The following is a 13528-nucleotide window of genomic DNA, read 5'->3' on the forward strand; positions in this document are numbered from 1 at the left end:
AGTAATTATGGGATTAAGTGGAATAAGTCCGTTGTCGTTATTATTGATATTGCTGATCATTGTGGCGCTATTCGGGACGCAAAAAATCAAGACCCTGGGTTCTGACTTAGGCACCGCCATTAAAAATTTTCGGCGGGCTTTGCATGAAGATGAGGATAAAAAATCATGAGCACCGGCGAATTGCTGCTCATTCTAATCGTCGCTTTATTGGTTTTTGGCCCTGGAAAAATGCCAATGCTGGCGCAACACCTTGGTAAATGTGTGCGCTTGCTGCAGCAATACCGGCAGCAAATTCTGGAATTTTGGCAAGCACAAATGAATGAACAGCAATTGCAAGACAATTTAAAAAAAGCCGAGGAAGCCGATAAAAAATATCAATTGGAAGACAAGGCTTCCGGAAAGTAAAACTCTAGTTAGACAATTTTGATTTCTCGAGGCAGCTTCCCAAGAAAATTCCTATTTCGTATAAAAGGCAAAGCGGCACTGCCAATAAAATTTGCGACAATACATCAGGCGGTGTTAACAACATTCCTACAATAAAAGCGGCCACAATCACATAAGGACGCACTTTTTTTAAAAAAGACACGTCGAGCACGCCAAGTTGCAGTAAAAATAAACACAGCAGCGGCACCTGGAAGCACATGCCAAATATAAGCAGCATGCGGGTGATAAAATCCAGGGTAGAGCCGATGTCAGGCATCAAACGCACATCTTGCGGAATGATATGGATTAAAAACTGCATCATGAAAGGAAGGACGATGTAGAAACAAAATAGCATTCCTGTCCCAAACAGCAGCAAACTGATGCTGATTATAAATTTTAAGCCCTTGCGCTCGCGGCGGTAAAGCCCCGGGGCTGCAAACCGCCACAAATGAATCAAGAGTACAGGGGCTGTACCAAGCATGGCTGCATCAGCAGCTAATTTGATAGGGATGAAAAAAGGCGAAGTAAGCTGCGTGGCGATAAGGGAATCTTGTGCCGGCAATATTTTTAAAAGAGGTAACGTCAAGACATGCAGCAAGTCCGAGGCGAAGATAAAAAAGAATAAAAATTGCGCCAAAAAAACAATTAAAATGATTAAAGCACGGCGGCGTAATTCGAGTAAATGGTTTAACAACATAGAGGCGGAGTTTGGTTTATCAATAGGTAAACCCTAACATAAGCGTGTTCTATTATGCCAGTATTGATCGTCTCACAGGCAAGAAGTTACATAAGTAAAAAAGCGTGCTTTGTGTCTGATATGAAATGAGATGCATCGTATGAATAGACAGGATAAAATTTATTCTTTTAATAATAGAAGCAGATATGAGCGAGCATCGCATGGGACATCGTCCGCGCAAACGATTTGGCCAGAATTTCTTACAAAACCAGCATGTTATTGCTGCTATTTTACAAAATTTCCATGCTCAACAAGAAGATAAAGTCTTGGAAATTGGTCCTGGTTTGGGGGCATTGACAAAACCTTTATTAAAAATTCTTAACCACTTGATTGCAATTGAAATTGATGCGGATTTACAGGCAATGTGGGCTAGCTCGCCCATTGCAGCAGAAAAATTGCAGCTCATAGCGGAAGATGCTTTAACCGTTGATTACAGCCAATTTGGTAGGAACCTGCGTATAATTGGTAACTTACCGTACAATATTTCTACCCCCTTGTTAATCCGTCTCTTGCAATTCATTCCATGCATTGAAGACATGCATTTCATGCTCCAGAAAGAAGTGGTGGAGCGCTTGGCTGCTTCGCCGCATTGCAAAGATTACGGTCGTTTAAGCGTTATCGTGCAATATTATTGTGAGGTTGAGCATTTATTTGACGTGCCTGCGGATGCGTTTTATCCACAACCCAAAGTAGAATCTGCTGTCGTACGTTTACTCCCTTATAAAATTTCACCCTATCCGCAGGTTAGTTTTACTGTGCTTGAGCGATTGCTGGCACAAGCTTTTGGCATGCGCCGTAAAACCTTGGCAAATAATTTAAAACCAATATGCAGCGCTGCAACATTGAGTCATTATGGAATTGACCCATCCTTAAGACCAGAACAAATTCCTGTGGCGGATTATGCCAGGTTGGCACATTGCCTAAATGCAGCAGAGTGAATTTAGGAGCACTGCAGCCGTGTGATGTTAATCATTCTATATTACAATAGATGTCCACTTGATATGCCGTGAGATATTGCAAATAGAGAAATTTATTGCCAAATAGTGTATACTTAGACCGCATTATGTCCTAAAATATAGCGCGGATAGCAAGCCGCAGCCGATGTTTGTGTAGTAGACGCATTGCTGATACCTCTTTACTGGTAAAATCACACGGCTGATTGAAAAAATCGTAGATCAAAAGATGGAGAACTGATCTTGTTTCACCGACCTAATAAAAAGACCATTTCCTCGCATGCCAAACCGTTGAAAGATTTAACTGCGGTCGTTGCCCCGGCCCAGTTGCTGGCAGATGAAAAAAGACAGGAATTACTGACAAAAATTAAAGAATTCAGTTCATTTGATCACGCCCGTTTTGACCAGTTATGCTTAAGTTTAATCCATAACCTAATCAACCACAGCCAAAGCTTGCCGGAAACTGCGCATAATTATTACACAGGGCCATGCGGGCTGCTGGACCATGCTTTAAACCGCACCGAAGCTGCCCTGGAATTATTCCGCGAATTTGTTTTGCCCGAAGGTGCAGATTTATCTGATCCGCAAAAACTTTGGCTTTATGCTTTATTTTCCGCAGGTATGTTGCAAGGGATCGGCAAACTACAAATCGATTATCGTGTCGATCTATTTGATGTTAATGGCCAGCTTTTGAAGGAATGGAATCCCTTATTGGAAAGTTTAGCTGCTGTCGCGACTTACTATCATTATGAATTCCAGCCAGAACAGGAAGAAGCTTTGCGCCGCCGCTTGAATTTATTATTTGGGCGTCTTTTAATGCCGGCTAGCGGATTTGCCTGGATTGCCTCTAACCCGCAAGTTTTAGCCGTATGGCTTGCGCTTCTTAATGAGGATTGGCAGGGAGCAGGGACGCTGGGGGCCATTTTAATTCGTGCCGAAGCCATTTCGATCCAGCGCTTTTTTAACAAATTAATGCTTAAATTAATGGGCGGGCGCAGCGGCGGGCGCTTAAATCGCGTTACTACTTTCGTGGATTCTTCCCCTGAAGCCATCAGTCAAAAAGAACAATTGGCAGGAATGGAATTTCTACGCTGGTTAACCAACCAATTGGAAAATGGCAAGATTATGGTCAATAAAGCCCCACTATTTATGGTGCCAGGCGGCATGCTCATGTGCCCTGAAATTTTTCAATGGTTTGTGCAGGCAAACCCGGAGTACAAGACTTGGCAATTGGTGCAAAATGGCTTCTTAGCTTTGGGCTTGCATGCCAAAGATGCGGATGGAAACGTTATGTCCCGTTTTGAGCAAGCCAATACGCAGCAAATGCTAAGTGGTGTGGTGGTATCCAAATACATGGTGGCCTTGCCTGATAAGGTAAAATTTTATAATGTGCATACGGGGCAGGAAAGCACATTAACTGCAGCTGAGTTGGCCATGTCTGCGCGGCATGTTGCGATCACGGCCCGCCAATCCGGTGTCATTTCCAGTCAGTTAAGCCAGTTATCCGCCGGGGGGCAATGGCAGAAAATTGAACAGTCAGGAGCATCGCCGCATATGGGGACTAAATACAGTGGTTGATTATGCAATTGGCGATGTGCAAGGTTGTTATGGTCCTTTACAGAATTTGCTGGAGCATATTCAGTTTAATGAGCGAGTTGACCGCTTATGGTTTGTGGGCGATCTGGTTAATCGTGGCCCGCAATCATTGCAAGTATTGCGTTTCGTGAAGCAATTACCTCTCCCACCCCGCATTACTCTTGGCAATCATGATTTGCATCTCTTAAGCCGCTTATTTCTTAACAATGAGCGGCGTAATACCGATGATACCATCCAAGATATTTTAACAGCAGCTGATGGCGAAGAGTTGGGGCATTGGCTGCGCAAACAATCCATTCTTATTCACGATGAGGCATTAAATATCGTGATGGTGCATGCTGGCATCGCCCCTTTATGGACTCTGGCTGAAGCCAAAACTTATGCATTGGAATTGGAAAACATGTTGCATGGGGGGCGTTATTGTGAATTTTTACAGCATATGTATGGCAATGAGCCCAAGCGTTGGCAGCCGTCGTTAACGGGAATGGAGCGCTTGCGGGCCATTTGTAATTATTTTACGCGGATGCGTTTTTGCGACGCGAAAGGGGCTTTGGTATTAAATTATAAAGGTACATTAGAAGATGCTCCTTCGCATCTTTTCCCATGGTATGAAGTGCCTGAGCGTCCTGAAATTGCAGCCGAGATTGTATTTGGCCATTGGGCGGCATTGCAAGGGAAATCTTCACACCCAAACATTCATGCCATTGACACGGGGTGTCTATGGGGAGGGCGGTTGACCGCACTGCGTTTGCAAGACAGGCGACGCTTTTCGGTGCCGGGACTTAAAAGCTGAAGGTATTAAACATGGGTCGGCGAATCGCAAGTCTTTTATGCAGCATAGTATTAATTTCTCAATGCAATAATTCTATAGCTGCAGAGATTTGTCCTGTTGTCCAGCCTGCTGCACTTTCGCTCTATCGTTGGGTACCCAACCCTGCCGGTGAGCGGCAAAAAGTGGATGAGGCAAGGGCACGCCTGAACAAGGCAATTAATAATCCAGAATACATGCTGGAGCACTGGATCGAATTACCTACTTCACCTGCCTCGACTGGCAAAAAAATCCTGCATTTAAGTTTAAGAGAGGCGATTTTATTGGCTTTACGTTATAACCCGAACATCAAGAATGCCGAACTTGATCGCATCATTCAACGTTATCAACTGCGTTTAGCGCAAAATGAATTTGAATTGCAACTTGCCTTAGCCGGTACAGCTTTGGTGGAAAAAAGTCATTACAGCGGCATTGGCAATGCCACCAATAAGAGTGCCTTGCTCACTCCCGAGTTTGAATACACCAATCCTTTGGGCAGTCAATTTTCCCTGCGTATGGATAATAATGTGGCTGCCGAGGGAAATTACAATCCTTTGCTCAACTTTACTTTCACGCAACCATTGCTGCGTGGCTTTGGCCGTTCGGCCAATGAAGCAGGATTATTGGATGCAAAAGATGCAGAATGGCTCAATAAGTTAAACCTGCAACAAGCAGTCATGGATCAAATTACCCAAGTCATCCTGACCTACCGGGCATTGATTTTGAGCGGCAATAATCTTGAAAACCAGCAGCGGCAGCTCGAAGAGGCGCGCAGGGCTTATGAGCGGAACGAGAAAAAAATTGAAGCCGGCGAGCTTGAACCTACGGGGAACATTCAACAATCCTATCAAATTGAATCCTTGCGTTTAATGGTGGAGCAAGCCGAAAATGAGTTTAGAAATACGGCTCAGGATTTATTGCAAATAATCGGCCTGGATCCGGATCTGAAATTGGCCGTTCCGAACAATGTCGAATTAAAAAAAATAATTATTCCTGATGTCAATAAAGCCATTGAGCAGGGTTTAAAACAAAACACCCAATATCAAGCCTTAAAAATGGCATTGCGTGCGGACGAACGTGCGTACACGGTAGCCAAGAATCAACAATTATGGCAACTGGATTTTACTGCAAACGTGCAAGCGGGGACAATCAATGATGTAGATAATAACCATCCCAGCTCGCGCAGCATCTATAACGGCATCAACGTTACGGAATCTGCGGGGGTAACCTTAACCATCCCCATCAATGATGTCAGCCGCCGTAGTCAATTAATCAATGCCAAAATACGCTTGGAAAAAGATAGGCTAAATTTAATTGCAGCAAAGCGCTCGTTAATTACGAATATTAAAAATACGATTAACTCCATTTCAAGCCAGGCAAAACGTTATGAGCTCGCCGAACGGCAAGTGCAACTGGCTGAGCAAGCTTACGAGCTGGAAAAGAAAAAGCAACAAGCTGGAATAACTACTGTCTTGGACGTTAATAATACGCAAAATCAATTATTGCAAGCGCAAATGGGCTTGATTAGCGCAAAAATTGCCTATTTGAATCAAATATCCGTTTTGCAGCGGATGCTGGGTACCACTTTAGAACATTGGCAAATTAAATTGAGGTATTGCGGATGAAAATGAGCCGCTATTTTATGTTTTTGTCTTGTGCTGCGATGTTGTTCGCCTGCAGTGAGCAGGCGAACAAGCGCGTGGGCGAAAAAATATATGAAGTGAAAACGGAAGCAATTCACAAGACATTATATTTTACCGGAATTATGCAGCCTCTGGGGGAAAGTACAATAACAAATCCTGCCGAAGCGATTGTGGAAACCATGCACTTTAATTATGGGCAAAAGGTTAAGAAAGGAGACATAATTTTTACTTTGAATTCACCTGAGCTGCAAAAACAGTACAACGATACGCTGGCTGAATATTTGAAAGCCAAGGATAATTTTATCATTGCCAGCACTAAATTCGCTGGGACTGAAGATTTATGGAATTCAGGATTATTGCCTAAAAATACCTACCTCAGTGAAAAATCAAGCTTAAACACTGCCCGTATTGCTTTATTACAGGTTACCCATAAGTTGTCAGAAATCTTGGAAAAAACCGGAGACGAGCATAGCCATGATCTTTCTTCCTTAAGTTTTGCCGAGTTTGATCGCGTACAACAGGAATTGACCAGCAAGCATAATTCCATTCGCTTAAAAGCGGCCCGGGATGGTGTTTTATTGTATCCGCCTAAGTCTAATGACGATAAAGGCGGCCATTTGACTGTAGGGGCAAATGTAAAATCAGGACAAGTCCTGGCTTTGATTGGCGATTTGAGCGGCATCCGCGTCGAAATCAATGTGCCTGAAGTGGATATTGATAAAATAAAGCCGGGGATGCCTGCCACTATTCATAGCGTGGCATTTCCGGAAGATGAATTGAAAGGAGTGCTGGTATCGGTTAATGCGCAAGCGTCAGCGAGTAACACCGGGGCATTGCCCACCTTTACGGCGGTCATCGAGGTAAAGAAATTGACCCCAGAGCAGCAATCTTGGGTAAAGGTAGGCATGAGCGCTGCAATCGAATTAACGGTAAGCAGTCATGATAAATTACTCATCCCGATTGCTGCGGTTAAACAGCAAAATGGCCAAAATGTCGTGCAAGTCCGCGACAAAAAAGGCAACAGCACGCTTCGAGTTATTAAAACCGGCGCGGCAGAAGTGGATAAAGTTATCGTAGATGCAGGACTGCAGGCGGGTGAAATGATTGTTTATGGTTAGCAAGGTATGCCATTAATTGCATTAAATCAAATTACAAAAAAATATCAAATTGGTCATGTGGAAACCACGGTATTAAACCGTGTATCCTTGACAGTAAATCGTGGTGATCTGTTGGCTATTGTCGGCGCATCCGGTTCGGGGAAATCTACCTTAATGAACCTCATCGGTTTGCTGGATAAAGCAGATGCCGGACAGTATTTTTTGCAAGGCCGTGATGTTAACGGCTTGAGCGATGATGAATTAGCCGGTTTACGCAATCGTCACATAGGTTTTGTATTCCAGCAATTTAATTTGTTGCCCCGTTTTAATGCCGAACAAAATGTGAGTTTACCCTTAACTTACCGTAATGAAGCAATGCATGAGCGTAAACAAAAAGCGCTGCATGCTTTAACACGCGTTGGCATGCGCGCTTTCGCCGCCCATTGTCCGGCGCAATTATCCGGTGGGCAACAACAAAGAGTGGCTATCGCCCGCGCTTTAGTGACGGAGCCGCAGGTTATTTTAGCGGATGAGCCGACGGGGGCTCTTGATTCCAATACTGGAAAAGACATCATGAAGTTATTTTTGGACTTGCATGCTGAAGGCCGCACCATTATCTTGGTCACGCATGATGAGCAGGTAGCAGCACAATGCGCGCGCCGCATTACCTTGGCAGACGGGCAAATCGTGGCAGAAAATTAATGAAATTCAAAAATTATTGCCAACAAGCATTCATTAACTTAATGGCTGCCAAATTGCGCTCTTTTCTTGCTGTCTTGGGCATTTTAGTCGGTACTGCTGCCATTGTGGCTTTATTGAGTTGCGGTCAATTGGCTACGGAAAAAGCATTGGCGCAATTTAAAGCTTTGGGCACTGATTTGCTGGCAGTAACCTTATATCAAAAATTATCCGAGCCAAATCATAACGGTGATAATCTTTCTTTATCGACGTGGCGAAAATTTCCGCAATTGCTGCCATCGATAGTGCAAATCGCGCCATACAGCAGTGCTTATCAAGCATTAAGCTTTCAAGGCAAGGAGTTGAGCGGCGTTGTTCTAGGAGCCGATGAAGAATTGGCAAAAATCATTAAAATTGAATTGGCCGAAGGCAATTTCGTGTCGTTTGTGGATTCATTTGAACATTACTGTGTGATTGGCGATGGTTTGGCGCAACAATTAAGACAAATTAATTTGGAAACCCCCTTGCATAAGCAAATACGCATTGGGCAATTCCTTTACACTGTTATTGGCATAGCGAAACCCTGGCGTGAAAATAACTTTTTTAACGAAGACATCAACCAGGCGGTGATCATCCCTATTGCCGGTACTGCGCTAATTACCAAGGATACGCAAATTAACAATGCCGTGATGTTGATAAAACCGGATGTAAATATCGACAAACTTGTGGAGCAGGTGACATCGCTCATCGGCCGGCAAGCGCCGAAAGCCGGCGTTTTTACGCGCAGTGCCAAACAGATTATTGCCAGCATGGAAAATCAGGGACGGATTTTTACCTTACTGTTGGCTGTTATCGGCAGCATTTCCCTGCTTGTGGGGGGGATCGGCGTCATGAATGTCATGCTGGTATCCGTCAGCGAGCGTAAAAAAGAAATCGGCATCCGCAAAGCCGTGGGTGCTAAAAATAAAGAAATCCAAACGCTATTTCTGGTGGAATCAGTCATGCTGTCTTTGTTAGGTGGCATACTCGGTGTGCTGCTTGGATTAATTTTCACATGGGGTGTGGCTTATTTTAGCGACTGGCCTTTTATGATTTATTTCCTTCCTCCTTTAGCAGGGTTTGCCGTATCCGTCGCTACTGGCGTTTTCTTTGGTTTTTATCCTGCAAGGCGGGCATCCATGCTCGAGCCTATTGTTTCTTTGCGGGATGGTGTGTAGGCGCAAACGTTTGCTATTCCGATCAGCAGCAGTTAGGATCTTTATATTAAAGTTATGCCTTAAATGGCCGAAATAAAATTGAAAATCCGCCTGAGGAAAATAATATGAAAAAATGGCAGTTTATATTAATGTGGGTAGGGCTTTTGACGGCGCAAAATGCTCTCGCCAATGTGCAAAGCTGGAACCAATGGGTAGCGGAAGTCAGGGAAGAAGCAATAAACCAGGGGATTTCTGCAGCTTTATTTGATGAAGCATTTGCAGATATACATGAGCCAAGCAGGCAAGTTAAAAGTTTGGCTCGCTCGCAACCAGAACACCGCTTGACTTACCTTAAATATCGTAATTCGCGCGTTGATAATTACCGCATTGCTGTAGGCCGTAAAGAATATAAGAAGAACAAGGAAGTAGCTGATAAGATTGCTGCCGAGTACGGTGTTGACCCGTGTTTTATAATGGCGTTTTGGGGGATGGAAACCAGTTACGGCAGTTATATGGGCAATTTCCCTGTGATTAAATCCTTGGCTACCTTAGCCTACGATTCCAACCGCCGTGATTTTTTCCGGCAACAATTGTTTTATGCCCTGCACATCGTAAATGACGGGCATGTACCCTTACATCGCTTTAAGGGAGAATGGGCTGGCGCTTCCGGGCAGCCGCAGTTCTTACCTTCAAGTTGGGTAAAATACGCGGTGGATTATGACAGGGATGGACGCAAAGACATTTGGGATTCCAAGCCTGATGTCTTTGCATCCATTGCCAATTACATGAAATTAAACGGTTGGCAAACCGGGCAGCCCTGGGCTGTATTGGTAAAATTACCTGCTAATTTTGATATGAATTTGGAAGGAAAGAACACGGTTAAGCCGGTTAGCGAGTGGAATGCCATGGGCGTGCGCACCGAGGATGGCAAGCCGTTACCACATCAGGAGTTGCAAGCTAGCATCGTACAACCTTACGGCGGCCCTGTATTCTTAGCGTATGCAAATTACAAAATGATTCTGCGCTACAATAACTCCATTTATTACGCTGGTGCTATTGGTTATCTGGCTGATAAAATTTGTCAGCGTATTCCTTAAAGCCCCTAAAGCCGGTAAAGCCGGCTTAGGCTCATGCAAGCGTTAAATTTGTTCTATATTAAACTAAGTTCTCTTTAAACTTTCCAAGCCCTGTATGAGCGCTTATTTGGATAAAACACAAAGCCTGACACCCCTGGCAAGGCGTGTCATTGGTGAGAAAGCAACGGAATATCCCCACACCGGCAGCTATGTACAGCCGCGGTCACAAGGTACTTATTTGTGCCGCAGATGTGGTTTGGCGTTGTTTCGCGCCGACAGTCAATTTAGTAGCGGTTGCGGGTGGCCAAGCTTTGATGCGGAGATAGCTAATACAGTTAAACACATTCCGGACGCGGATGGTTTACGCACGGAAATTTTATGTAGCCGCTGTGACGGGCATCTGGGACATATCTTTACGGGGGAGCAGTTTACGCTCAGGAACCGTCGTTATTGTGTAAATTCGGCCTCCATCGATTATGTAGTCGATGATGAAGTTTTGGATTCCGCAGAAGCGATAGTCGCCGGCGGTTGTTTTTGGGGGGTTGAGTTTTACTTAACGCGACTGCCAGGGGTACTCAAAGTTGAAGCAGGCTACACAGGAGGCATGATTTTAAACCCAAGTTATGAACAAGTGTGTGCGGGTACCTCCGGGCATTATGAAGCAGTCCGAGTGGTTTATGATAGTGCGAAAATAGATTATTTAACTGTCGTAAAGCATTTTTTTGAAATCCATGATCCCACCCAAAAAAATGGCCAGGGCCCAGATATTGGCCAGCAGTATCAGAGTGCTGTGTTTTATTACGATGATGCTCAGCATGCTGACGCGCAAGCGTTAATTCAGCAATTAAAACAAAAAGGCTATGATGTCTGTACACGTTTGTTGCCGGTACAAACTTTTTGGCCTGCCGAAGAATACCATCAGCAGTATTACCACAAGCATAATAAACTTCCATACTGCCATCATCCGCTGCCACGGTTTAAATAATATTCAAGCTCCACATGTGAATATCCATGCAAAACTCGCCATTAATATTGGATTTATAAGAACCGCCGGGCTATCGAGCCTGAGTGTCGAGATGGATTGTTATTTAAGGCTTGTGTTTCACTGATAGTCAAGGCATATGGATTGGCAGAAAGAGTTAAAATAAATCGATTTGGAAGAATAGATTTCATAAAGCATAATAATAGTTCTATAATCGCTTTTTTAGTTTATTTAAATGCAAGATATGAAAAAGCTAAGCTTAGCGCAAATCCAGGCAATTAATGCGGTATTATTTTTAGCGTGTGGAATACAAGTATATGTTGATAAAGAGACACAAGAAAGAACACGTAAATTGAATCCGCGTGGAAATTTATTGTGGACCTTATTCGTGGATGGAAGGTTCTGGAAAAAAGAAAAAGGCTTTGTAGGGTATGCTAAGAGAGGTGGCGGGTATAAAGAAATTGCGCTGGCTTCCCAAGCCATCATGGCTGCTCTGCAGGATATTGATGAAGAACTTAGCATCGATGTCATTGACCGAGTTAGTAAGATATTTTTTGAGAGCCAAGAGTATGCCCCCCAATTTTTTCGAAGCAATCTAGACCAAACAAACCCAGGCAAGTTTGGCTTGGTAAATAAAAAAGGCGGAGAAGAAAATTTAACAGCGGCAGGTGTTGAACAACTTCGAGCTCGCATTGAGCAAGGTTATTATGCAAATTATAATTTAACTCCTGTGCTCGATCGCTCATCTGGGGATTATTACAATCCCTGGAATGAAAATAATTATCAGCTTAATTTGGCAGACTTAAAATCGGTTGTGGAAGCTATAAAAGCAGGAGAAGAAATTTTCCTGGGTTGTTGTTTTAAAGCTGAACAGCAAAGCAAGAAAAAAATTCTGGAAAAAGCAATCAATAATTATAATTTAACGATAAAACAAGCCGGAACCCCCGAGGAAAAATTAAAAACTATTGTCGAATATGTGCAGCTATTTGAACAAATTCATCCATTAGCAGATTACAATTGCCGTACTTTTTGTACTGCAATATTAAATCGGTTGCTTGTGCAAAATGGTTTTATGCCTGCCATACCGTTTGATCCAAATAATTTTGATATGAATTCAGTAGATGAATTAGTGATTGAAGTCAAAAAAGGTATGAAAAGAACGAAAGCCTTATTAAGTGAAAATCAAAAACAAGAGGGAGCTACTACCGTCACTTCTTATGATGCAGAAGTATTTGATCACGCCTTCGAAGATTTTGGGATAACTGCGCAAGATTTTGCAAATATAGTTAACACGATAAGTCGTGAGCATGCGGAAAAAATGACTAATAATCAAATACAACATGGCTTGCGAGAACCCCTGACTAAAGAAATTTTATCGCAGCTACAATCCCATTACGGCTTGAATTACAGCGAAGAAATTCAAAAATTTTTTGCAAAAGGAGGTATTTTTACAGGATTTGGCAGTCAATATATCTGCACTTTTATAAACGAAATCTGCAAGGTGTATTCCCAAACGAAAATACAGCAACACACGCAATTGGAAGAACATTCTGAATTATTGCAAAACGACCATCTTGCCCCATCTTTTTAGTGTAATAGTGCTGCTTGAGCTGACAACACGTCTTGCAACCGGCAGTTGTCAGTGCAAGTTTTAACTAAATTACACTTACAGCTTTATTTCGAACTGACAGGCGTCAACTCTTCAATCAACCGTGCAAATCCAAGCGCATGTAATGCAGTTTATCGCTGAATATTGCTCTTTATCGTATGATCATAAAAAGCGAAGGCATCTTTGTTTCCTGCTTGAATGAGAAATTCAATACATCCACCCCCGGTTTCATTGGCGATTTCTACTAGGGCGTGTTTTTAAAGTTTTTCAAACTATTAAAAATCTGATAAAAAGCCTCCATAGTGAAAATGGAGCAAATGGATGTCAAGATTTGTTATTGATGACAAAATGTGGAACAAATTAGAACAATTACTGCCATCTCCTAAAGGTCGCCATGGGGAAAATGATCGATTATTTATTGAGGCAGTTTGTTGGATAATCAGGACGGGTGCGCCTTGGAGAGATTTACCGCCAGATTATGGGAAATGGCAAAGTGTTTATGGTCGTTACAACCGGTGGGTAAAAAAAGGGAATTTCAATGGAATACTTGAAATTTTAAAAAAAAGATGGCGATCACGAATGGCACATGATGGATGGTAGTATGACCTTTAGGAGATGGCAGTAATTGTTCTAATTTGTTCCACATTTTGTCATCAATAACAAATCTTGACATCCATTTGCTCCATTTTCACTATGGAGGCTTTTTATCAGATTTTTAATAGTTTGAAAAA

Annotated in this window: 14 protein-coding genes; 13 read left to right on the top strand and 1 reads right to left on the bottom strand. The window is 43.0% G+C overall.

Translation table 11 applies throughout. The features are described from left to right. Positions 1–7 precede the first annotated feature (7 nt). Positions 8–169 (top strand): twin-arginine translocase TatA/TatE family subunit, encoded by a 162-nt coding sequence (gene tatA, locus NKV53_RS11390; RefSeq protein ID WP_126954519.1) that lies wholly within the window; start codon positions 8–10, stop codon positions 167–169. Then, positions 166–405 (top strand): twin-arginine translocase TatA/TatE family subunit, encoded by a 240-nt coding sequence (locus NKV53_RS11395; protein WP_126954518.1) that lies wholly within the window; start codon positions 166–168, stop codon positions 403–405. The genes tatA and NKV53_RS11395 overlap by 4 nt, the downstream gene beginning before the upstream one ends. 4 nt (positions 406–409) lie before the next feature. Here NKV53_RS11395 and tatC read toward each other — a convergent pair whose 3' ends face one another. After that, entirely contained in the window at positions 410–1117 is a 708-nt protein-coding gene (gene tatC / locus NKV53_RS11400; RefSeq protein ID WP_253351223.1) for a twin-arginine translocase subunit TatC, read from the bottom strand. Between the two features lie 203 nt (positions 1118–1320). Between tatC and rsmA the strand changes: the two genes are divergently transcribed. The 11 genes from rsmA to NKV53_RS11455 all read left to right on the top strand — a co-directional run bounded on the left by rsmA (position 1321) and on the right by NKV53_RS11455 (position 13397). Then, positions 1321–2097: a 16S rRNA (adenine(1518)-N(6)/adenine(1519)-N(6))-dimethyltransferase RsmA gene (rsmA, locus tag NKV53_RS11405; protein WP_126954532.1), complete on the top strand. Its 777-nt coding sequence runs from the start codon at positions 1321–1323 to the stop codon at positions 2095–2097. Between the two features lie 258 nt (positions 2098–2355). Continuing rightward, entirely contained in the window at positions 2356–3690 is a 1335-nt protein-coding gene (locus NKV53_RS11410) for a conjugal transfer nickase/helicase domain-containing protein (protein WP_253351163.1), read from the top strand. Then, on the top strand, positions 3683–4501 hold the full coding sequence (locus NKV53_RS11415) for a symmetrical bis(5'-nucleosyl)-tetraphosphatase (RefSeq protein WP_126954531.1): 819 nt from the start codon (positions 3683–3685) through the stop codon (positions 4499–4501). Before NKV53_RS11410 ends, NKV53_RS11415 begins: the two co-directional genes overlap by 8 nt. After that, positions 4498–6141, top strand: coding sequence for a TolC family protein (locus NKV53_RS11420; RefSeq protein WP_371923218.1), 1644 nt, complete (start codon positions 4498–4500; stop codon positions 6139–6141). Before NKV53_RS11415 ends, NKV53_RS11420 begins: the two co-directional genes overlap by 4 nt. Before the next feature lie 2 nt (positions 6142–6143). Beyond that, entirely contained in the window at positions 6144–7277 is a 1134-nt protein-coding gene (locus NKV53_RS11425; protein WP_371923219.1) for an efflux RND transporter periplasmic adaptor subunit, read from the top strand. A 6-nt stretch (positions 7278–7283) separates the two neighbouring features. Beyond that, on the top strand, positions 7284–7958 hold the full coding sequence (locus tag NKV53_RS11430) for an ABC transporter ATP-binding protein (protein ID WP_126954514.1): 675 nt from the start codon (positions 7284–7286) through the stop codon (positions 7956–7958). Further along, complete coding sequence (locus tag NKV53_RS11435; protein ID WP_126954513.1) at positions 7958–9151, top strand: ABC transporter permease; 1194 nt, start codon at positions 7958–7960, stop codon at positions 9149–9151. Before NKV53_RS11430 ends, NKV53_RS11435 begins: the two co-directional genes overlap by 1 nt. Positions 9152–9255: 104 nt before the next feature. Then, on the top strand, positions 9256–10227 hold the full coding sequence (locus NKV53_RS11440) for a lytic transglycosylase domain-containing protein (RefSeq protein WP_126954512.1): 972 nt from the start codon (positions 9256–9258) through the stop codon (positions 10225–10227). Between the two features lie 94 nt (positions 10228–10321). Further along, entirely contained in the window at positions 10322–11191 is an 870-nt protein-coding gene (locus tag NKV53_RS11445) for a bifunctional methionine sulfoxide reductase B/A protein (protein WP_126954511.1), read from the top strand. A gap of 241 nt (positions 11192–11432) precedes the next feature. After that, a complete protein-coding gene (locus NKV53_RS11450; RefSeq protein ID WP_126954510.1) occupies positions 11433–12779 on the top strand; it encodes a hypothetical protein in 1347 nt (448 codons plus the stop codon). A 339-nt stretch (positions 12780–13118) separates the two neighbouring features. Next, the gene (locus tag NKV53_RS11455) at positions 13119–13397 is read left to right on the top strand and encodes a transposase (protein WP_371923199.1); all 279 of its coding nucleotides are present in this window, start codon (positions 13119–13121) and stop codon (positions 13395–13397) included. Positions 13398–13528 lie beyond the last annotated feature (131 nt).

This window comes from Legionella sp. 27cVA30 (assembly GCF_024160945.1).
Classification (GTDB): domain Bacteria; phylum Pseudomonadota; class Gammaproteobacteria; order Legionellales; family Legionellaceae; genus Legionella_A; species Legionella_A septentrionalis.

What these genes read in the sequence shown, in the direction of transcription:
- tatA (WP_126954519.1), top strand. Translation starts at nt 8, where the DNA reads ATGGGATTAAGTGGAATAAGTCCGTTGTCGTTATTATTGATATTGCTG.
- NKV53_RS11395 (WP_126954518.1), top strand. Translation starts at nt 166, where the DNA reads ATGAGCACCGGCGAATTGCTGCTCATTCTAATCGTCGCTTTATTGGTT.
- rsmA (WP_126954532.1), top strand. Translation starts at nt 1,321, where the DNA reads ATGGGACATCGTCCGCGCAAACGATTTGGCCAGAATTTCTTACAAAAC.
- NKV53_RS11425 (WP_371923219.1), top strand. Translation starts at nt 6,144, where the DNA reads ATGAGCCGCTATTTTATGTTTTTGTCTTGTGCTGCGATGTTGTTCGCC.
- NKV53_RS11430 (WP_126954514.1), top strand. Translation starts at nt 7,284, where the DNA reads ATGCCATTAATTGCATTAAATCAAATTACAAAAAAATATCAAATTGGT.
- NKV53_RS11435 (WP_126954513.1), top strand. Translation starts at nt 7,958, where the DNA reads ATGAAATTCAAAAATTATTGCCAACAAGCATTCATTAACTTAATGGCT.
- NKV53_RS11440 (WP_126954512.1), top strand. Translation starts at nt 9,256, where the DNA reads ATGAAAAAATGGCAGTTTATATTAATGTGGGTAGGGCTTTTGACGGCG.
- NKV53_RS11445 (WP_126954511.1), top strand. Translation starts at nt 10,322, where the DNA reads ATGAGCGCTTATTTGGATAAAACACAAAGCCTGACACCCCTGGCAAGG.
- NKV53_RS11450 (WP_126954510.1), top strand. Translation starts at nt 11,433, where the DNA reads ATGAAAAAGCTAAGCTTAGCGCAAATCCAGGCAATTAATGCGGTATTA.
- NKV53_RS11455 (WP_371923199.1), top strand. Translation starts at nt 13,119, where the DNA reads ATGTCAAGATTTGTTATTGATGACAAAATGTGGAACAAATTAGAACAA.